Genomic DNA, 19547 nt, shown 5'->3' on the forward strand with positions numbered 1-19547 from the left:
AACTTAAGCGGTGCCTAATGAACGATTTGCGATCCTCAGGCGTTATCCTCACAAGGAGGAAAATGACCATGAAGAATATGAACAATAGGCAAGTTCATGTGCCAGGCCCGCACGATCGCGACGTTGCCGATCACTGCAAGAAGCTTGGAGTTGATCCGGCAGAGGAGCGCAAGCTCTTGCGGTTGCTTGGCAAGAACGCCCCCTTCATGAGATTCGGGCGAACGTCTCGCCGAAACAGCCGCGGTTCCGCTGATCAATCCCTCTTTAGTTTGCGATGGCGGCCTTGCGTCGCCATCGCCGTCAGACGCCGCGCTTGTTGCCCCACATCAGCACATGCAGCTGCGGGAGCACGCGGGCCTCGAACCACCGATCTTCCGTCACCTTGTCAACCAGCCAGAGCATCCGGTCCATAATGCCGTCGAGATCGACGCGTGCCTCTTCGTCGCCGGGCGCCGGTGGCGTATGGTTTCCGGGCTGAAGATAAACCGGAAGCGTCGGGTAACGTGCCGCCGCGGTCCGGGCAAAGAGGTAATCGCGATCGTCGAAAACGACGATCTTCAGTGCAAGCTGCGGTTTTTCGGCAGCCATTTTCAAGCAGGCCTCGAACGAATGCCAGTCGGTCTCCATGCCGCTTGACGGCGGTTTTGGGCTCAGGACGAGGACGTCGAGTGCGGAAAACCATTCCTTGGCAATGCTGCCCTGGCTCTCTAACGCGAAACGGAAACCCTGGCTGTGTCCGCGTTCTATCAGTGGCCCGAGCGGTTGGATCGCCGGATTACCCCCCGATAGCGATACCGTCAGCGGTTTGTTGCCCGAAAGCCGCAAGACCTCCTGCCAGATATCGTCGACCGACATCGGACGCCATTGATCGCGATAGTCACTGTCGACGGCATGCAGCGTATCGCACCATGAGCAGCGGTAATCACATCCCCCCGTCCTGACGAAGACGGTCGGAAGGCCGATCAAGATGCCTTCCCCCTGGATGGTGGGGCCAAAGATTTCGCTGACGCGGATCTCGGGCGTGCGGGCGATGGTCATGGCCGGTATTCCGCCCAGGTCTTCGGCGTCTCGCTGACGCGCACGGCCGAGGTTTCCGGCAGGCGATCCTTGCACCAATCGTAAAAATGCTTCGCCAGACATTCAGCCGTCACCTGATCATGTCCGAGGACCTCGTTCAGGTGGCGATGGTCGAAGTGCTCGTCGATATAGGACTTCAGCGGCGCAAGCTCGTGGTAGTCGCGGACAAATCCGTGGCTGTTGAGCGTTGCTGCCGAAAGTTCCACCTCCACGATGTAATTGTGTCCGTGAAGGCGACCGCATTGATGGTCGGCGGGCAGGCTTGTGAGCCGGTGCGATGCGGAGAAATGAAATTCCTTGGTGATGCGGAACATCATTTCACCTCTTCGGCTGCAAAGCCCGCCGTTGCGCCCACCCAGAAGTTCGGGTCCTCGTAGTCTGTCGGATCATCTATGCCGGCCAGATGAAACGCTTCGCGCCGTTCCACGCAGGTGCCGCAGCGGCCGCAGTGGCGCGCACCGCCCTTGTAGCACGACCAGGTCTGTGCGAACCGAGTGCCGTTCCTGGCGCCATCGATTACGATGTCGGCCTTGGAGACGGTGACGTAAGGTGCAAAAAGCAAAACCTTGGCATAGCCTTCGAGCGCCTGGTTCTGCATGTCCTGGAAGGCCTGGATGAAACCCGGCCGGCAGTCCGGATAGATGAAGTGGTCGCCACCATGCACGGCGACGGCGACGGCATCGGCCTTTTGTGCCGCCGCAAGGCCGAAGGCGATGGCAAGCATGATGGCGTTGCGGTTCGGCACGACGGTCGCCTTCATCGTCTCTTCGGCATAATGTCCGTCCGGAACATCGATGTCGTCGGTCAGCGCCGATCCCGTCAGATGATTGCCGATATTCCTGATGTCGATGATCTGATGGACCACACCGAGGCGTTTGGCGCATGCCGCTGCGAAATCGAGTTCCTTGCGGTGCCGCTGTCCGTAGTCGAAGGAGAGGAGGCCGATGAGTTGGTGTTCCGCGGCAACCTTGTGCGCAAGCGAAACGGAGTCCAACCCGCCGGAGCAGATGACGATGGTTTTCATGATGTCGGATCCCTTGTTTTGACCGGGTGGGCTGCGACCGGATTATGGGCGCGCTTCTAAAGCAATAAATCAAGCTTGTGAAGGGTCCCGGCTGGAATGTTTATTAGCATTATCTTGCGTAACTAAGGAACGAAGCGCAAAATGCTGCCACGGCGGAACGGGGCTCTGCCGCCTTGGGGAGGAACTCATGGACAACTTGAACCTTACGACCCTGCACAAGGGCCAAACGGTCATGACGGACGTTGTGCTCGATCGCTTCGCGGCAGGTCTGCGCGGCAGGCTCTTGAGGCGGACGGATGCCGGTTACGACGAGGCGCGGTCCATATGGAACGCGATGATTGATCGGCGCCCGGGTCTCATCGTGCTCTGCGCTGGTGCCGCCGACGTTATGAGATCAGTGAGGTTCGCGCGCGAAAACAATCTTCTGCTGGCGGTCCGCGGCGGCGGCCACAACATCGCCGGCAATGCGGTCTGTGAAGGTGGCCTGGTCATTGATCTGTCGCCGATGAAATCGGTAAGGGTCGACCCGGGCACGCGGCGTTTGAGGGTCGAGCCGGGCGCAACGCTTGCTGATGTCGATAACGAGACACAGGCTTTCGGGCTGGCTCTGCCGACGGGTATCAATTCCACGACCGGCATTGCCGGACTGACCCTTGGTGGCGGTTTCGGTTGGCTCACACGAAAGTTCGGCCTGACGATAGACAATATCATTTCGATGGAGGTCGTAACCGCTGAAGGCAAGCTGGTCCGCGTCAGCGAGAAGGAAGAGCCGGATCTATTTTGGGCGCTGCGCGGAGGCGGTGGCAATTTCGGCGTCGTAACCTCCTTTGAGTTCCGGCTCCACGACCTGCCCGGCGAAGTTTTGGCGGGCCTGGTCATCCATCCTTTTGCCGACGCGGAAATGGTGCTCAGGCAATATCGCCAGGTGCTCGAAACGGCGCCGGACGATCTCACTTGCTGGGCGGTCATGCGCAAGGCACCGCCGCTGCCGTTCCTGCCCGCCGACTGGCACGGCAGGGAAATCCTTGCGCTCGCCATATGCCATTGCGGCGACATAGAGGCGGGTAAGGTCGCTGCCGCGGCTCTTCGCGAAATCGGCAATCCGATTGCCGATGTTGTCGGTCCAACGCCTTTTGCCGCCTGGCAACAGGCATTCGATCCGCTGCTGACGCCAGGCGCGCGCAACTATTGGAAGAGCCAGGATTTCGCAGAGCTGTCGGATGCGACGATTGCAGTTCTCCTCGATGCCGTTCGCAAGCTTCCGGGGCCGGAATGCGAGATCTTCATTGGTCATGTGGGCGGTGCAGCAGGCCGCATTGCAGTGGAGGATACGGCTTTTCCGCAGCGCAACTCGCATTTCGTCATGAACGTCCATGCGCGCTGGCGCGAACATTCGATGGATAGCACGTGCATCGGCTGGGCACGCGAGCTTTTCGAGGCAACCAAGAAGCACGCCATTGGCACAGCCTATATCAACTTCATGCCGGAGGATGAAAGCGATCGTGTCGAAGCGGCCTATGGCGGCAACTATAGACGTCTGACGGAGGTCAAGAGGCGTTACGATCCCCAGAATCTGTTCCGCATGAACCAGAATGTGCAGCCACAGGCGGAAATGCGGGCCGCCGGCTGACAGTCAGCAACGGACAAAAGGCCAGGTGCCGCCGCCCACGATGCCGGCTATCGGCGGCACTGCGTTGACTTATGTCGCTCCATCCGTCGGAATCCGAGCTGACTGCGAGGAGTTGCTCTATCGCGACTTCGCCCTGCGGCCTGGGTCGATGATCGCCTTCCCGCGTTCACTGCCCGTTCGTGGCGTTATTCCACAACTCCAAAAATCGGTCCGAACCCGCCATGCCAGGATCTGTCATTGCGGCCCATGGCCGGATTGTAAATTCCCACACCTCGTCCACCGTCGAGAAACAATGCATTGGGGCATTTCAAATGGTCGCGGAACAGGCGCGCAAATTCGTGGAAATTCACACTGTCATCGCTTGCGGCAAGGCGAACCCTGCCACCACTACAGACACCCACACCGCTGCGACGGGTTCGATCTTTCGACCGCAATAAAAAGGCCGGGTGAAGCTTGTTCTGAATGACAAGCATGGGCCCGGACTGGGTCGCGAACCGCACCTTGGGGCGACGTCTCAAAAATTGATCCGTCGGGAGTATTCCAGCGCTTGTGTCGCCGAAGAAGAAGACGCCGTTCGGCTTCTTATAGAAATTGGGCAGCAGATCGGCTGAGCCTTCGCCTTTTGCCGTATTGGCGGGTCGCAGTTCTTGGCCGGCCTCGACGTAAAGTCCCATCGGCGAAAAATCGACGCGGTACATACCCGCGTTCATCGCGAATGTCAGCGTTCGTCCGGTTTTCCCCACAGCTTCGGCGAGGCTCGAGAAAAAACGGTAGGGCTCGCCATCAACGCCCTTCCAGAACAGTCGCAGGTCAGCTTTGCCCGGTTCCAGGGTGCAAACGATGTATCGCGCCTCCTCGAAGGTTTCCTGCTCACAATCTTGGGCAAAGGCCGGCGGCAGGAGCGCGATCGATGCAACCAGCATCAAGGCGCCGATCAGCGCATTTTTTTTCAGATACGTCATCGCGGCAGATACCTGATTTCATGTCTCAATTGGACCGGTCTCCTTCGTGATTATGGCTAACGCGAATGTGACGTCATTTCGAGAAGTCGGTGGCCACTATGGGCAATTCCAGCAGTTCGAGGAAGGAGTTTTCTATTATCAAGGGCTGTCATAAAGCGGCACGTCCTCGGCTTCGAAGCGTCTCGGTCGGCGCTTCAGGCTGTTATTCAGGCTGGTAAGGATGACCGGCGACGCACCCGCCGTCGCCTGCCGTCGCCGCAACGGTCTAAAAGGGTATCGAACGGTGCCGTCAAAGCCGGCCGGGCAGTCGTTTCGTTGACATGATGCGGTCTGGGGGATGTAGTTACAGACGGCACGGAACCGGTTCATCCGATCGCGGTTAGTCCGAAAAGGAGGCTTTTATCATGGTGCCGAATGAAATGGACGTTGTACTCGCCACACTTCCGCTGCGCGTCGGCACGTATGTGCCGGACGATCTGCTTGAGGACTGGTTCGCCCCAGATACAGGGATGAACCCGGTGAGCGACCAATGCCTGAAGGCTGCCAAAGCTTACGGACGGAAGTTTGAGTGCGAGTTCAAGTATTATAGGGATCGTCAGGAGGGAGTTTTTTGGAAATTCGTCCCAGCTCTTTGACCCCGCCAGGGTGATAATCGGAAGGGCCGGCGCCGAAAGATCGAGCTGCGGCGCCGGATCCAACCTGCCGATTTCGTTTAGTCCGGGACGACGACGAGCTTTCCGATGAAGTTCTTGGCCATGAAGTCCGTCTGAGCCCGACGGAAGTCTGATAACCGGTAGACGCCACCGACCAGGGGCCGGATTTTCTTTTCCTCGATATAGCGGACGAGCCGATGGAAGTCGGCGCGTGTACCTTGGCTCGATCCATGCAATTCCAGTTGCTTCAGGTATATCGTCCGCAAGTCGAGCTGAACCACCGGCCCGCCGATGGCGCCAGCCGTCGTATAGCGGCCTTCGGGACGCAGGATCTTCAAAAGATCGTTGAACATCGATCCGGCGACGAGATCGGCCACGACGTCGATCGACCGACCGCCTGATGCCCGATCGACGGCTTCGACAAGATCATTGCCGCCGCGTGTAACGACTGCTTCTGCGCCGATGTCAAGGACAGCCTGCTCCTTGCCCGGGCCGGCTATCGCAATCGGGATTGCGCCGCGCGCTCTTGCGAGCTGGATTATCGCCGATCCGACACCGCCCGATGCCCCAGTCACCAGGACGCGTTCGCCCGCAGAGAGCCGCGCCCGCTCGAGCATGCGCTCTCCGGTCAGGTAGGCACAGCAGAAGGTCGCAAGTTCGATGTCGGTGAAATCGGTATCGACGACATGGGCGTTTTCCGCAGGCAGCGCCATGTATTGCGCATAGCCGCCATCTCGGCCGTGGCCCATATAATCGATGTCGGCAAGGCTGTCGTCTTGGCGATTATAGATCGAGAAGTCGACCATTACACGCTCGCCGATCCGTACTGCGTCGATGCCGTCGCCAACTGCGACGATGTGGCCGACAGCGTCCGTCCCCTGGATGCGCGGGAAGGTCAGCGTATTGCCCTTCCTGCGCCACGTGGAAACGGCCGACGGGTCGTCTTCGGTGCCGTAGGCGCCCTGGCGGACCCAGACGTCGGTGTTGTTCATGCCGCAGGCGGCGACCTTGATGAGCACTTCGCCGGCTGCCGGCGTCGGGACAGGGGTGGCTCTGTTATAGATCAGCTTGTCCAGCCCGCCATGTCCAATGAGCTGTACGGCTGCCATCGTCTTCGGAACAACGGTCATCTCAAACTCCCTCAGATGAATTTGAAGACGTTGGCGACGGCTTCGGCCGCAGCCTTGACCACAATATCGGCCTCGGCCCGGGTGAGGCAAAGGGGCGGCGCAAAACCGAGGATGTCGCCTTGCGGCATGGCGCGGCCGATCACGCCGCGCTCGAGCAGTGCAGCGGCTACCTGCGGACCGATCTTTTGCGAGGGATCGAAGAATTTGCGATCGTCCCGATCTGCAACAAACTCAACGGCCGCCATCAACCCGTCTCCACGCACCTCGCCGACGTTTTTGTGACCGCCGATGGCCTTTGCCAGTTCCGAGCGGAAATAGGCGCCGGTCTCGCCGGCATTCCTCACGAGATCAAGCTCATCGATCAGCTCCAGGTTGGCAATCCCAGCGGCGGCGCAGATCGGATGAGCGGAGTAGGTCCAGCCATGGCCAATTGCCCCCATCTGATCGGATCCCTGGACGAGCACCTGCCAGACCTTGTCGGAAACGATCGTACCGGAAAGCGGCGCATAGGCGGAGGTGAGGCCCTTGGCGATAGTGATCAGGTCCGGCTTGATGCCGTAATGGTCCGAGCCGAACATCGTGCCCAAGCGCCCGAAACCGGTCACCACCTCATCTGCAACCAGCAGGATATCGTACTTTTTCAGCACGGCCTGAATCTTCTGCCAATATCGGCTGGGCGGCGGGACGATGCCACCTGTCCCAAGGATTGGTTCGCCGATAAAGGCGGCAATTGTCTGCGGACCTTCGGCAAGGATCATCTCCTCGAGCTTATCGGCGCAAAATTGCGAAAACTGCTCCTCGTCCATCGAGCGGTCGGGCCGGCGGAAATAATAAGGAGCTTCCGTGTGGAGAATGGGCGCGCGCGGCAGGTCAAAGGCCTTGTGGAAGAGTTCGAGGCCCGTTAGCGAGCCTGTCATCACACCCGAGCCGTGATAACCGCGCCAGCGCGAGATGATCTTTTTCTTGTCCGGACGGCCGAGAATGTTGTTGTAGTACCATATGAGCTTGATGTTCGTTTCGTTCGCGTCGGACCCGGAAAGGCCGAAGTAGACACGGCTCATGCCTTCGGGCGCGCGCTCGATGATCATCTTCGACAGCCTGATTGATGCTTCCGTGCCATGGCCGACATAGGCGTGATAGTAGGCAAGGTTCTTTGCCTGTTCGGCGATCGCGTCGGCGATTTTCTGCCGACCGTAGCCGACATTGACGCAGTAAAGTCCGGCAAAGGCATCGAGACTGGAGCGCCCGCTCGTATCTGTGATGTAGACGCCTTCACCGTTGCCGATCACCCGCGTCGGCGTCTCGCCACGTGCGTGCATGCCCATATGCGTGGAGGGATGGAAGAAATGATCCCGGTCAAAGGCGTTGAGTTCGTTGCTTCGTTCCAACATGGCGTTGTCCTTGATGTTAAAGGGAAGGGCCTCAGGCGGCCGTGTCGATGCAAAGATATTTGAGCTCGGTGAAAGCTTCGATGCCGTGCCTTGAGCCCTCGCGCCCAAGTCCGGATTGTTTCCAGCCGCCGAAAGGAATGGGACCGCCGGTGATCTTCACCCGGTTGATCGCCACCATGCCGTATTCGAGCGCACGTCCAAGGCGCATCTGCCGGGCGCCATTTTCCGTGACCACATAGGCGACGAGACCGTATTCGGTGGCGTTTGCTTTTGCGATCACTTCGTCCTCAGTGTCGAAGACGCTGATGCCTGCGACCGGACCAAACGTTTCCTCGCGCATGATGAGAGCGTCGGCAGGAACGTCTGTCAGCAGCGTCGGCTCGAAGAAAAGTTGGCCGGCGGGGTGACGTTTACCGCCGGTGACCAGTTTGGCTCCGCGTTTCAGCGCATCGGAGACCTGTTCCTCGACCTTGACGATGGCACGTTCGTGCATCAGCGGGCCGATATCGGCATTCGCCGAAAGGCCGTCTGCCACCTTTAACGCTCTGATGTGGCGCGCAAATGCGTCAGCGAAACGATCAGCAACGAGGCGGTGCACGAAGATACGGTTGGCAGCCAGGCAATCCTGACCCGACGTGGCGAATTTGGCGTCGATGGCAATTCTGGCCGCACGCTCGATGTCGGCATCGTCGAATATAATAAGCGGCGCATGTCCGCCAAGCTCCATCACCAGTCTTTTCAAGCTTGACGCGCATTGAGCGGCAATGCGCTTGCCTATCCCGGTCGAGCCCGTGAAGCTCATTGCCCTGATGCGCTCGTCCTCGCACATGCGGCCGACGATCGTTTCCGCATCGCCGGTGACAACATTGAACACGCCCGCCGGGATCCCGGCGCGCTCGCCGAGCTCGCAAAGCGCGAGTGCCGAAAGCGGGGTCTCGGATGAAGGATGGGCAACGACGGTGCAGCCCGCAGCAAGTGCTGCCGCAGCCTTGCGCGTGATCATGGCGGACGGAAAGTTCCACGGCGTGACGATGCCGACGACACCAAGCGCCTCGCGGCGGACGATCATCTCAGCATCCAAAAGATGGCTCGTGACGTTTTCGGCATTCAGCCGCTTGCCTTCCTCACCGTACCATTCGACGAAAGAGGCGGCATAATCGATCTCGCCCAAGGATTCCGAAAGCGGCTTGCCCTGCTCGAGGGTCATGATCAAGGCGAGATCTTGTTTTGATGCAAGGATCAGGTCGAACCAGTTGCGCAGGATTCTTGCCCGGTGTTGTGGCAGCATGGCGCGCCAGGCCGGCATTGCCCGCGCCGCCGCTTCGATGGCAATTGCCGTCTCGTCCGCGCCGAGGCTCGCGACCCAGGCAACCGTAGTTCGGGACGCAGGGTCGGTGACTTCGAAACGCTTGCCGGCGTCGCCCGCCGACCAGCGTCCGCCGATATAGGCGAGATCGCGCAGGAGATGCCTGTCCTTGAGGCGTGAAAGCGCGTTGTGAAAATCGGGACGGGCAAAAACCGCGGTCATGATTATCTCCAATGAAAGAACGCAAGGGGCAAGGAACCGCCATTTGCCGGCTTTCCCTGGGTTCGGTTAGGTTTGGTCGGTCTTTTGCCAATTGTTCTGCTGGACAGGTTGTTCCGTCCTTCGGTTCTCGAACCATTGGGCCGAAAGGCTGGAAGTATGACTGTCGCTCGATCCCCCCTGCATCTCAGCGATCCGTCCTCTCAGCGGGCGCGGTCTCTTTCATGCCTTCTCATTGCCGACGAGGTAAGTCTGCCACAGGCGGAGGCGAGAAATTGTCCATTGCCGGCAGCCAGAAGAGAAAGATTGGCTAGGGCCCCGGCGTGCAGCGGCTGATCTCTCTACCGGCCGGTTTGCGCATCACCTTCCGCGGGGTGGGCGGCCTATCAGCTGACGGGTTGAAGGACATTGATGCAGACAACATCAAGGAAGGACCGGCTATCAACCGGGCGACATTTCAAGGCTGCCAGCAGCAGCCTTGCTTTTTGGGGGGATTGGGGCGGACGAGCGAGCGATTGCCGGACCAGTCCCGGCACCGGTGCCGCCAGAGACCAAAGCTTCGATTAAACCTTCGCCGATTATCGTATTCTGATGAACAGCGGCAGCCAGCTCTGCGCGGCGCGCGGCAGGCTGCAGCATGTCTCATCACCGGCGTCTGACGCTCAGCGAAGGCCGAAGAAACTCAAAATCGCGATTATGATGACGACGGCACCGACAAGCCAAATAAGATTGTTCATGGAAATCCCCTGTTTGAGTTGAGCAAATACCTGCTTGTCCGTTCTTAACACCTGCACGGGCTTACGGTTCCATCCGATCGATCCCTTCGCCCGCGGTCCAAGGACAATGCTCCTTGCCGTCGACCGACAACAGCATGAGGCGCCGGCCACCTTGTCGGCTTTAACCTCATCGCAGATGATTGAGAGTTCTTCCAACCCGAGCGGATCTGGTTAGCTTCGGGTTCCCCTGCCGATGCGCGCTCACATCCAGCCGATACTGACGTCGTCCAAGATTGTTCACGGACGGCCAATCAAAGAGCCAACGGGAAGGACCGTCTCGTCCTTGACCGTCTTGGTGACAATATAGCTAAAATAGCGCTCGATGCCGAGTTCACGGTCAAGCAGGTCATCGATCAGCCGCTGGTAGGCGTCGATATCGGGCGCTGCGATCTTCAAGAAATAGTCGATCCCGCCGCCGACCGACCAGCAGCCGACGACTTCCGGAATGGTGGCAATCACACGCTCGAAGCGCTCGAAGTCGCTCTGGCGATGATTGGCGAGCGTCACTTCCACAATGACGCTCGCAACCGGAGCGATCCGGCGAAGCGCGACGCGGGCGTGGTAGCCGGTAACGATGCCAGCATTTTCCAGCTTTCTAAGCCGCATCCAGCAAGGTGTTGGCGAAAGGCCGGCCTTTTCGGCAAGCGCCAGCTTGGTGATGCGTCCATCCCGCTGAATGGCGTCGAGGATACGCAGATCGATGGCGTCGAGTTTCATGGCATTCCCAGCTGCGCAAATCATTCCAAAGGTGAGGAAAAGACAATGGGAGCCCATTTTGCCATTGTCAATTGAACTGATTTTCATCAGTGTTTAAATCATGACAAATTGGCGCCCCGATCACTCCCAGCTTCGCCGGCCGGCTTATCTTTCGCTCGCCGAGCAGATCGCCCGCGCGATTGCCGACGGAAAGCTCTCGGACGGCGACCGGCTGCCACCGCACCGGAAGATGGCCGACGACCTGCAGCTTTCCGTACAGACGGTGAGCCGGGCCTATGACGAGTTGATCCGACGGGGCCTGATATCGGGGGAGATCGGCCGCGGCAGCTTCGTGCAGACGCAGCCGCGCGAGCCCGAACCGCCCTACCTGCCGGAGCGGCTCGGCGAGGTGATCGACCTTTCGATCCTCAAGCCGGTCTGCGAGCAGGTCCATCTTGAAAAAATGCGCCAAGCCTTCGCCTGGCTTTCGGAAAATCTTCCGTCAAGTTCGGCCCTGTCTTTCAGACCGAACATGGTCTTTCCGCGCCACCGCGCCATTGCGGCCGACTGGCTTTCCCGCTGCGGCCTGAACGTCTCTCCTTTGAATATCTGCCTTACGAACGGAGCGACCTCCGGCATGACCGTCGCGTTGATGAGCGTTGCCCCACCTGGCGCCACCGTTGCGACCGAAGCCATCAGCCACCATACGCTTGTGCCCCTCTCCACCTATCTCGGCCTTCATCTGGAAGGCTTGGCGATCGACGAGGAGGGCATGATTCCCGAAGCCCTCGACGAGGCCTGCCGCAGGGGCCCGATCCGGGCGGTCTTTCTGCAGCCGTCCGTCATCAACCCGATGGCGGCGCTGATGAGTGCAAATCGCCGCCAGCAGCTTGCCGATGTCGCCGCACGCCATGATATCGCAATCATCGAAAACGACATCCTGGGTCCGTTGGTGGAAGATCGCGCACCGCCGATTGCCGCTTTTGCGCCGGAGCGCACACTCTATGTCACGAGCTTCACGAAGATCACCGTACCGGGCTTGCGCATCGGTTATCTCGCAGCACCCGACCGCTACGTCGCCGCTGTTGCCAACCGCCATCTCGTTTCGAGCTGGATGGCGACGCCGGCGATTGCCGAAATCGCCACCCGCTGGGTAAGCGACGGTACGGCTCTGGAACTTGTCAGGTGGCAGCGCGAGGCGTTGAAGAGCCGGCATGCGATCGCCGCAGAGACATTGACGGGCCTGGCCTATCGCGCCCATCCCCAGAGCCTGCACGTGTGGCTGCCGCTTTCGGGCGCCCATCAGGAGGATTCCTTCGTGTCGCAGGCCCGCCTGCGGGGCGTTGCAATTGCACCCGGCACCTCTTTCAGGACTGCTGATCAGGGGTGGACCCCCGCCGTGCGCATCTCGCTCGGCTCGACCACGGAAAACGAATTGCGAACCGGCCTGGGCATTGTCGCATCTCTGGCGCAAGGAAATCCAGAGGCGCTGCTGCTTGCGATTTGACGCTGCTGCCCGCGAAATGGGCAGAGTCAGAATAATTGTCATGATATTATTTTGCGAATTGACATGATTTCGATCGGCCGTCATCGTTAGTGCATTGCCTGTCTCAACAGGGAGAGATGAATGACGGCGCCCATCATCCGCATCGACAACATCGTCAAGAAGTACGGTCCACTGACCGTGCTCGACGGTTTGTCGATGAATGTCATGCCGGGCGAGAAGCTGGCGCTGATCGGGCCGTCGGGATCGGGAAAGACGACCATTCTCCGCATCCTGATGACGCTTGAATCGATCAGCGGCGGTCATATCGAGGTCGACGGCGAGCAGCTTTATCACATGCCGCGCGGCAACGAGCTTGTGCCGGCCGATGAGCGCCACCTGCATCGCATGCGTGAGAAGATCGGCATGGTCTTCCAGCACTTCAATCTGTTTCCCCACAAATGTGTCCTCGACAACGTGACGCTTGCGCCGATGCTGACGAAAGGCATCAAGCGGGCGGATGCGCAAAAGCGTGCGATGGAGCTCCTGGACATGGTCGGCATGGCTGACAAGGCCAAGAGCGTACCTGCCCAGTTGTCCGGCGGCCAGAAGCAGCGTGTCGCAATCGCCAGAGCCCTCGCGCTGTCACCGAAGATCATGCTCTTCGACGAGGTGACATCGGCGCTCGATCCCGAACTCGTCGAGGAGGTGTTGAGCGTCATGAAGCACCTCGCGTCGGAAACCGACATGACGATGCTTCTCGTCACGCACGAAATGGGCTTTGCCCATGATTTCGCCGACCGCGTACTCTTTTTCGACCGCGGCAAGATCGTCGAGGAAGGCAGTCCCAACGACATTTTCCGCAATCCGACGCAGGAGCGGACGCAAATCTTCCTGCGCAAGATCATCGCGGCCGGACATCGCATCTGACCGCCATGCAGCCCAAAGCGATAATCCAAGGAAAACCAGGAGCAGGGAACATGAAAAAGACAATTCTTCTAGGTGCCGCCGCATTGTCCGCACTTCTTTCGGCAGCGGTTGCGCCAGCACAGGCCGTCGATCTCGAGCAGCTCAAAGAGCAGGGCTTTGCCCGCATCGCCATTGCAAACGAGCCGCCGTTCACCTCGGTCGGCGCGGACGGAAAGGTGTCGGGCGCTGCCCCCGACGTTGCACGCGTGATCTTTGAACGTCTCGGCGTCAAGGAAGTTGTCGCCTCGATTTCCGAATATGGAGCGATGATCCCGGGCCTGCAGGCCGGCCGTCACGATGCGATCACCGCCGGCCTCTTCATGAAGCCCGAGCGTTGTGCTGCTGTTGCCTATTCGGAGCCGATGCTCTGCGACGCGGAAGCCTTTGCCGTCAAGAAGGGCAACCCGCTGAAGCTCAAGAGCTACAAGGATATCGCCGACAATCCGAATGCCAAGATCGGCGCACCGGGCGGTGGCACGGAAGAAAAGCTCGCGCTTGAGGCCGGCGTGCCGCGCGATCGTGTCATCGTCGTCCCGGACGGCCAGAGCGGCATCAAGATGCTGCAGGATGGCCGCATCGACGCCTACTCCTTGCCGGTTTTGTCGATCCACGATTTGATGGCCAAGGCCAACGATGTAAACCTTGAGACGGTCGCACCGGTCGTAGGCGCCCCCGTCTATTGCGATGGTGCGGCCTTCCGCAAGCAGGACGCTGCCCTTCGCGACGCCTATGATGTCGAGCTCAAGAAAATGAAGGAATCGGGCGAGTTCGCAAAGATTATCGAGCCCTACGGCTTCTCGGCCGCAGCCGCAATGTCGACCAGCCGCGAAAAGCTCTGCGCAGCAAAATAGCCCGCCGACGTCCGGCTCCGCCCACGCGCGGAGCCGGTTCCTCAAATCTCCTGAAAGGGACCCGTCCAGATGTCGGTATGGTCCGGCTACCTCACATTGATCCTGGAAGGTGCGCTCGTCACCATCAAGCTCACGCTGATGGGATCGGCATTGGCGCTTGTGATGGCATTCGTCGCTGGGCTTGCACGCCTGTCGCCTTTCTTCGCCGTGCGGGCGCTTGCAACAGCCTATATCGAGTTCTTTCGCGGCACCTCGATCTTCGTGCAGCTCTTCTGGGTCTATTTCGTACTGCCCTTTGCCGGGCTCACCCTGACACCGCTCCAGGCCGGCGTCCTTGCTCTCGGACTTAATGTCGGCGCCTATGCAGCAGAAGTCGTTCGCGGTGCCGTCAAAGCCATCGGGCGCGAACAGACCGAAGCCTGCATCGCGCTCAACCTGTCGCGCTACCAGCGCATGCGCCACATCATCCTGCCGCAGGCGCTGCCCTTGATGCTGCCGACATTCTGCAACAATGCGATCGAACTTCTCAAAGGTACGGCCGTCGTCTCGCTGATCTCGCTGACCGATCTGACCTTCCAGGCGCAGGTTGTGCGGGCACAGACAGGCAACACGCTGATCCCGTTTGCGACCATTCTCGTTCTTTACTTCCTGATGGCCTGGGCAATTTCGACAGCGATGCGCTGGCTTGAGCGGCGCATGGGCCGCGGTCTCGACGGGATGAGGGGCTAGCCGATGGAATGGGACTGGGACTTCGTCTGGCAGATCATGCCGACGCTCATCGAAGGCTTCAAGATCACCATTCTTGCCACGGTACTCGGCGCGGTGGTTGCGGCGACCCTTGGCCTTGCGATCGCGCTTGTACGGCGTTCGCCTGTCACCGTGCTAGCGCGCAGCGTCGGCTTCTTCTGCGAGTTCATCCGCGGCACGCCGCTCCTGGTACAACTCTACTTCATCTTCTACGTGCTGCCGGACATCGGCATCAGACTTGCGCCACTTGTCGCCGGCGTCATCGGCCTTGGCCTGCACTATGCGACCTATACCGCGGAAGTCTACCGCGCCGGCATCGAAAACGTGCCGCGTGGGCAGTGGGAAGCGGCAAAGGCGACGAACCTCACCATGCGCCAGGCATGGATCCATGTCATCCTGCCGCAGGCGATCCCTCCGATGATCCCGGCGCTCGCCAATTATTTCATCGCGATGTTCAAGGAGACGCCGCTGCTTTCTGCGATCACCGTGCTCGAGCTGATGAACCAAGCCAAGAGCATCGCCAACAGCAACTACCGCTATATCGAGCCGATGACCCTGGTCGGCGTCTTTTTCCTGGCAATCAGCCTGATCTCGGTGATCGGGCTGCGCTGGCTCGAAGAGCGCTATGCGCGGAGGGAAGATTGATATGACGGCGACGATCGATATCCTGACGGCAAGTCACCGTCCGCGGTTGGACGAACGCCCCGTGGAAAAGCGCGTGGGCCTCGTGATCCTTGCAACCGACCATACGACGGAAGTCGACTTCCAGCGAATGGTCGCCAGCAATCGCATCGGCGTCTATGTGAGTCGCATCCATTACGCCAATCCGACGACGCCGGAAAACCTCCTGAAAATGCAGCCTTCGCTGACGTCAGGAGCAGGGCTTATCCTGCCAGACGAACCGCTTGACGCTATCCTTTATTCATGTACGTCCGCATCGGTCGTCATCGGTGACGCCAAGGTCGAGGCGGCAATCGCCGCTGCAAAGCCCGGCGTGCCGGTTGTCACGCCAACGGCGGCTGCGGTCAAAGGACTGCGCGCCTTCGGCGCAAAAAGAATATCGGTCCTGACGCCCTACACCGCCGCAACAAGCAGGCCGATGGCGGATTATTTTACAGAGCTCGGTTTCGAAATAGACCGGTTCACCTGCCTTGGATTCACCGACGATCGCGAGATGGCGCGGATTGCGCCGGACGACATCGCAGCGCTTGGGCTTGACGCAACTGCGCCAGGATCGGATGCCCTCTTCATCTCCTGCACGGCGCTGCGTGCCGCCCAGGTCGCAGGCAGGATCGAACGCAAGATCGGAAAGCCGGTGGTCAGCAGCAACCTTGCGACTGCCTGGGCCTGCCTGAGGCTGTGCGGCGAGAAGAAAGCGTGGCCGCAGGTCGCCCTTCTCATGACAATGCCTTATCCGGAGTGATGTCATGACCACTTCTTTGCCAGTCGGCCTGCGGGACATCATTCTTGCATCCGAGCGCATCTCCAGCCGGGTCCGGAAAACCCCGATCATAAGGTCGGACGTACTCAGCGAACGCGTAGGCACAGCCGTTTACCTGAAGCTCGAGCACCAGCAGATCACCGGCAGTTTCAAGTTGCGCGGCGCCACCAATGCCGTGCTCTCGCTTTCGGCAGAGGAGAAGGCGCGCGGCGTCGTCGCCGCCTCAACCGGCAATCACGGGCGCGCGCTTGCCTTTGCCGCCAGGGCCGAGGGTTCTACGGCGACCATCTGCATGTCCCGGCTGGTTCCCGAAAACAAAGTGTCCGAGATCCGCCGGCTCGGCGCAAATGTTCGAATCATCGGACGCTCGCAGGACGACGCCCAGCGGGAGGTTGACCGACTTGTACAAAAGGGCGGGCTGGTCGCGGTCCCACCCTTTGATGACGCCAGGGTGATTGCGGGGCAGGGCTCGCTCGGGCTGGAAGTCTTCAAGGATTGCCCCGATGCCGCAACGGTCCTCGTGCCGCTGTCGGGCGGCGGGCTGGCCTGTGGTGTCGCAGCCGCGCTGAAAGCGATCAATCGACAGGTGCGCATCATCGGCCTGACCATGGAGCGGGGTGCTGCCATGAAAGCAAGCCTTGAGGCAGGGCGCCCGGTGGAGGTCCAGGAAGAGGAGAGCTTTGCCGATTCCTTGGGTGGCGGCATCGGCCTCAATAACCAGCTCACTTTGTCGATGTGCCGCGACCTGCTTGACGACGTCGTTCTTCTGAGCGAACCGGAGATCGCTGCGGGCATTCGTCATGCCTATCGGGTGGAACGCGAGGTGATCGAGGGAGCCGGTGCTGTCGGGGTTGCAGCGCTGCTTTCCGGCAAGATCGAGATCAGCGGGCCGGTGGTTGCGATCCTGTCAGGCCGCAATGTCGACATGGAGCAGCATCGACGTGTGATCAACGGCGCGACCGCGCCTGGCAGAAAGGATGCGGCATGAGTTCCATGGTCATTCTGACCGAAGCAGATCTCCGGAAGGTCATCGCCCTCGATCTTGATACGGTCAGCTGCGTCGAGGACGCCTTCGCAGCGCTGGCGACGAAAGCTGTCTCCATGCCCCCGATCCTGAGACTCGACGTTTTCGAACATCGTGGCGAAGTCGATGTGAAGACGGCCTACGTCCCGGGCATCGAGAGTTTTGCCATCAAGATCAGTCCCGGCTTCTTCGACAATCCCAAAATCGGGATTGCAAGCACGAACGGAATGATGGTGCTGCTTTCCAGCAGAACCGGCCTTGTTCAAGCATTGCTCCTCGACAACGGCTACCTGACCGATGTCAGAACGGCGGCTGCGGGAGCCGTCGCAGCAAAGCATCTGTCCCGCGAGAACTCGAAGGTCGCGGCAATCTTCGGGGCCGGTGTGCAGGCGAAACTGCAGCTTGAGGCGCTGATGCTGGTACGGCCGATCTGCCAGGCGCGGATCTGGGCGCGCGATTTTGCCAAGGCGCAAGGTGTTGCCGCACAGCTCGCAAACGCGCTTGGGCTGGCAGTCACCGCCGTGGCGGACCCGAAGGATGCGGTCGCCGGGGCCGACGTCATCGTCACGACCACGCCTTCGCAAACACCGATCCTGAAGGCCGAATGGCTGGAGGCCGGCCAGCATGTGACAGCCATGGGTTCTGATGCGGAACACAAGAACGAGATTGATCCCGTCGCGTTTGCCAAGGCGGGGCTCTATGTCGCCGACAGCCTGAAGCAGACGCGTCGGCTGGGCGAACTCCACCACGCGATCGCAACAGGCGCGGTTGCCGCCGACGCGGCATTTCCGGAGCTTGGACAGATCGTAGCCGGTCAACGTCAGAGCCGTTCGGACGCAATGCAAATCACGATCGCAGACCTGACCGGCACCGGCATACAGGACACCGCCATCGCCACGCTTGCCTTTGCGCGAGCCAGCGCCGCCAACGCCGGAACGAAATTCGAAAGCTGATCCGGTGCGGCACCGGACAAGGAGAAAAACCATGAGTGAGCCTAGACTCAAATTTTCGCTCGAGGAATACGGCGCCCGCCTCGACAAGACCCGAAAGGCGATGGAAGCCAGGGGCGTCGAAGTGCTGATCGTCAGCGATCCATCGAACATGGCCTGGCTGACCGGCTACGACGGCTGGTCCTTTTATGTGCATCAGGCCGTGATCGTGCCGCCTTCTGGCGAACCGATCTGGTTCGGTCGCGGGCAGGACGCCAATGGCGCGAAGCTCACCGCCTACCTGAAGCATGAAAACATCATCGGCTATCCCGATCACTACGTGCAGTCGACCGAGCGCCATCCCATGGACTACCTCTCCGGCATCCTGACGGACCGCGGCCTCGGCAAGGTTTCGATCGGGGTCGAGATGGACAATTACTGGTTTTCGGCTGCTGCCTTCGCTTCGCTGCAGAAGCATCTGCCGAATGCCCGTTTTGTCGACGCCACGGCGCTCGTTAACTGGCAGCGCGCCGTCAAGAGCGAGACGGAAGTCAAATATATGCGCAATGCCGCACGCATTGTCGAAGCAATGCATCAGCGCATCTTCGACAAGATCGAAGTCGGTATGCGCAAATGCGATCTCGTCGCGGAGATCTATGATGCAGGCACAAGAGGCGTCGACGGGATCGGTGGGGATTACCCGGCCATCGTGCCTTTGCTGCCGTCGGGCGTGGAGGCCTCTGCCCCGCATCTCACCTGGGATGACCGGCCTTTGAAAGACGGCGAGGGAACCTTCTTCGAGATCGCCGGCTGCTATAATCGCTATCATCTGCCGCTTTCGCGCACCGTTTTCCTCGGCAAGCCGACGCAGGCTTTTGTCGATGCGGAAAAAGCAACCCTCGAAGGCATGGAGGCTGGCCTTGCCGTCGCAAAACCCGGCAACACCTGCGAAGACATCGCCAATGCCTTCTTTGCGGTGCTGAAGAAATACGGGATCGTGAAGGACAATCGTACTGGTTATCCGATTGGGCTTTCCTATCCCCCGGATTGGGGCGAGCGGACCATGAGCCTGCGTCCCGGCGACAAGACGGAATTGAAACCAGGCATGACCTTCCATTTCATGACAGGTCTCTGGCTCGAAGACATGGGCTTTGAGACGACCGAAAGCATTCTGATCACGAAGACTGGCGTCGAGTGCCTCGCCAATGTGCCGCGAAAGTTGATGGTCAAGGACTGATG

At 60.0% G+C, this 19547-nt stretch carries 19 protein-coding genes and 1 pseudogene; 12 read left to right on the forward strand and 8 right to left on the reverse strand.

The genetic code is table 11. The features are described from left to right. The first annotated feature begins 68 nt into the window (after positions 1-68). Positions 69-253: pseudogene (locus EV130_RS33955) on the forward strand (hypothetical protein). 47 nt (positions 254-300) lie between these two features. Here EV130_RS33955 and queE read toward each other — a convergent pair. From queE to queC, 3 genes are read right to left on the reverse strand one after another with little or no spacing between them, the layout of a single operon-like run. Next, positions 301-1038 carry a 7-carboxy-7-deazaguanine synthase QueE gene (gene queE / locus EV130_RS02715; RefSeq protein ID WP_132549184.1) on the reverse strand — a complete coding sequence of 246 codons (738 nt, stop codon included), beginning with the start codon at positions 1036-1038 and terminating at the stop codon, positions 301-303. After that, a complete protein-coding gene (gene queD, locus EV130_RS02720; RefSeq protein WP_132550007.1) occupies positions 1035-1391 on the reverse strand; it encodes a 6-carboxytetrahydropterin synthase QueD in 357 nt (118 codons plus the stop codon). The genes queE and queD overlap by 4 nt, the downstream gene beginning before the upstream one ends. After that, entirely contained in the window at positions 1391-2101 is a 711-nt protein-coding gene (gene queC / locus EV130_RS02725) for a 7-cyano-7-deazaguanine synthase QueC (protein ID WP_074063952.1), read from the reverse strand. The genes queD and queC overlap by 1 nt, the downstream gene beginning before the upstream one ends. Before the next feature lie 187 nt (positions 2102-2288). Between queC and EV130_RS02730 the strand changes: the two genes are divergently transcribed. Further along, the gene (locus EV130_RS02730; protein ID WP_132659168.1) at positions 2289-3731 is read left to right on the forward strand and encodes an FAD-binding oxidoreductase; all 1443 of its coding nucleotides are present in this window, start codon (positions 2289-2291) and stop codon (positions 3729-3731) included. 185 nt (positions 3732-3916) lie between these two features. Here EV130_RS02730 and EV130_RS02735 read toward each other — a convergent pair whose 3' ends face one another. Next, positions 3917-4693 carry a phosphodiester glycosidase family protein gene (locus EV130_RS02735; protein ID WP_132659170.1) on the reverse strand — a complete coding sequence of 259 codons (777 nt, stop codon included), beginning with the start codon at positions 4691-4693 and terminating at the stop codon, positions 3917-3919. 404 nt (positions 4694-5097) lie between these two features. On the opposite strand from EV130_RS02735, the gene EV130_RS02740 reads away from it, so the two are divergent. Further along, positions 5098-5328, forward strand: coding sequence for a hypothetical protein (locus EV130_RS02740; RefSeq protein ID WP_074063955.1), 231 nt, complete (start codon positions 5098-5100; stop codon positions 5326-5328). 77 nt (positions 5329-5405) lie between these two features. Here EV130_RS02740 and EV130_RS02745 read toward each other — a convergent pair whose 3' ends face one another. The 4 genes from EV130_RS02745 to EV130_RS02760 form a co-directional block, all read right to left on the reverse strand. Beyond that, a complete protein-coding gene (locus tag EV130_RS02745) occupies positions 5406-6476 on the reverse strand; it encodes an alcohol dehydrogenase family protein (RefSeq protein WP_132549175.1) in 1071 nt (356 codons plus the stop codon). A gap of 11 nt (positions 6477-6487) precedes the next feature. Next, complete coding sequence (locus tag EV130_RS02750; RefSeq protein WP_074063957.1) at positions 6488-7867, reverse strand: aspartate aminotransferase family protein; 1380 nt, start codon at positions 7865-7867, stop codon at positions 6488-6490. A gap of 31 nt (positions 7868-7898) precedes the next feature. After that, a complete protein-coding gene (locus EV130_RS02755; protein WP_074063958.1) occupies positions 7899-9395 on the reverse strand; it encodes an NAD-dependent succinate-semialdehyde dehydrogenase in 1497 nt (498 codons plus the stop codon). Between the two features lie 1010 nt (positions 9396-10405). Then, positions 10406-10885, reverse strand: a complete 480-nt coding sequence (locus EV130_RS02760) for an Lrp/AsnC family transcriptional regulator (RefSeq protein WP_165918476.1) — start codon at positions 10883-10885, stop codon at positions 10406-10408. Positions 10886-10985: 100 nt separating this feature from the next. Here EV130_RS02760 and ehuR point away from each other — a divergent pair, with 100 nt between their 5' ends. The 9 genes from ehuR (at position 10986) to doeA (ending at position 19545) form a co-directional block, all read left to right on the forward strand. Further along, positions 10986-12371 (forward strand): MocR-like ectoine utilization transcription factor EhuR, encoded by a 1386-nt coding sequence (gene ehuR, locus EV130_RS02765; RefSeq protein WP_074063961.1) that lies wholly within the window; start codon positions 10986-10988, stop codon positions 12369-12371. A 120-nt stretch (positions 12372-12491) separates the two neighbouring features. Beyond that, on the forward strand, positions 12492-13277 hold the full coding sequence (gene ehuA / locus EV130_RS02770) for an ectoine/hydroxyectoine ABC transporter ATP-binding protein EhuA (protein WP_074063962.1): 786 nt from the start codon (positions 12492-12494) through the stop codon (positions 13275-13277). Between the two features lie 50 nt (positions 13278-13327). Continuing rightward, positions 13328-14167 carry an ectoine/hydroxyectoine ABC transporter substrate-binding protein EhuB gene (gene ehuB / locus EV130_RS02775; protein ID WP_132549169.1) on the forward strand — a complete coding sequence of 280 codons (840 nt, stop codon included), beginning with the start codon at positions 13328-13330 and terminating at the stop codon, positions 14165-14167. Positions 14168-14236: 69 nt separating this feature from the next. Then, positions 14237-14896 carry an ectoine/hydroxyectoine ABC transporter permease subunit EhuC gene (ehuC, locus tag EV130_RS02780; RefSeq protein ID WP_074063964.1) on the forward strand — a complete coding sequence of 220 codons (660 nt, stop codon included), beginning with the start codon at positions 14237-14239 and terminating at the stop codon, positions 14894-14896. A 3-nt stretch (positions 14897-14899) separates the two neighbouring features. After that, on the forward strand, positions 14900-15559 hold the full coding sequence (gene ehuD / locus EV130_RS02785; RefSeq protein ID WP_074063965.1) for an ectoine/hydroxyectoine ABC transporter permease subunit EhuD: 660 nt from the start codon (positions 14900-14902) through the stop codon (positions 15557-15559). A gap of 1 nt (position 15560) precedes the next feature. Next, positions 15561-16337: an ectoine utilization protein EutA gene (eutA, locus tag EV130_RS02790; RefSeq protein WP_074063966.1), complete on the forward strand. Its 777-nt coding sequence runs from the start codon at positions 15561-15563 to the stop codon at positions 16335-16337. Between the two features lie 4 nt (positions 16338-16341). Beyond that, on the forward strand, positions 16342-17343 hold the full coding sequence (eutB, locus tag EV130_RS02795) for a hydroxyectoine utilization dehydratase EutB (RefSeq protein WP_132659172.1): 1002 nt from the start codon (positions 16342-16344) through the stop codon (positions 17341-17343). Next, positions 17340-18332 (forward strand): ectoine utilization protein EutC, encoded by a 993-nt coding sequence (eutC, locus tag EV130_RS02800; protein WP_074063968.1) that lies wholly within the window; start codon positions 17340-17342, stop codon positions 18330-18332. Before eutB ends, eutC begins: the two co-directional genes overlap by 4 nt. A 31-nt stretch (positions 18333-18363) precedes the next feature. After that, positions 18364-19545, forward strand: a complete 1182-nt coding sequence (doeA, locus tag EV130_RS02805; protein ID WP_074063969.1) for an ectoine hydrolase DoeA — start codon at positions 18364-18366, stop codon at positions 19543-19545. Positions 19546-19547 lie beyond the last annotated feature (2 nt).

The sequence above is a fragment of the Rhizobium azibense genome (genome assembly GCF_004342325.1).
GTDB classification, from domain to species: domain Bacteria; phylum Pseudomonadota; class Alphaproteobacteria; order Rhizobiales; family Rhizobiaceae; genus Rhizobium; species Rhizobium etli_B.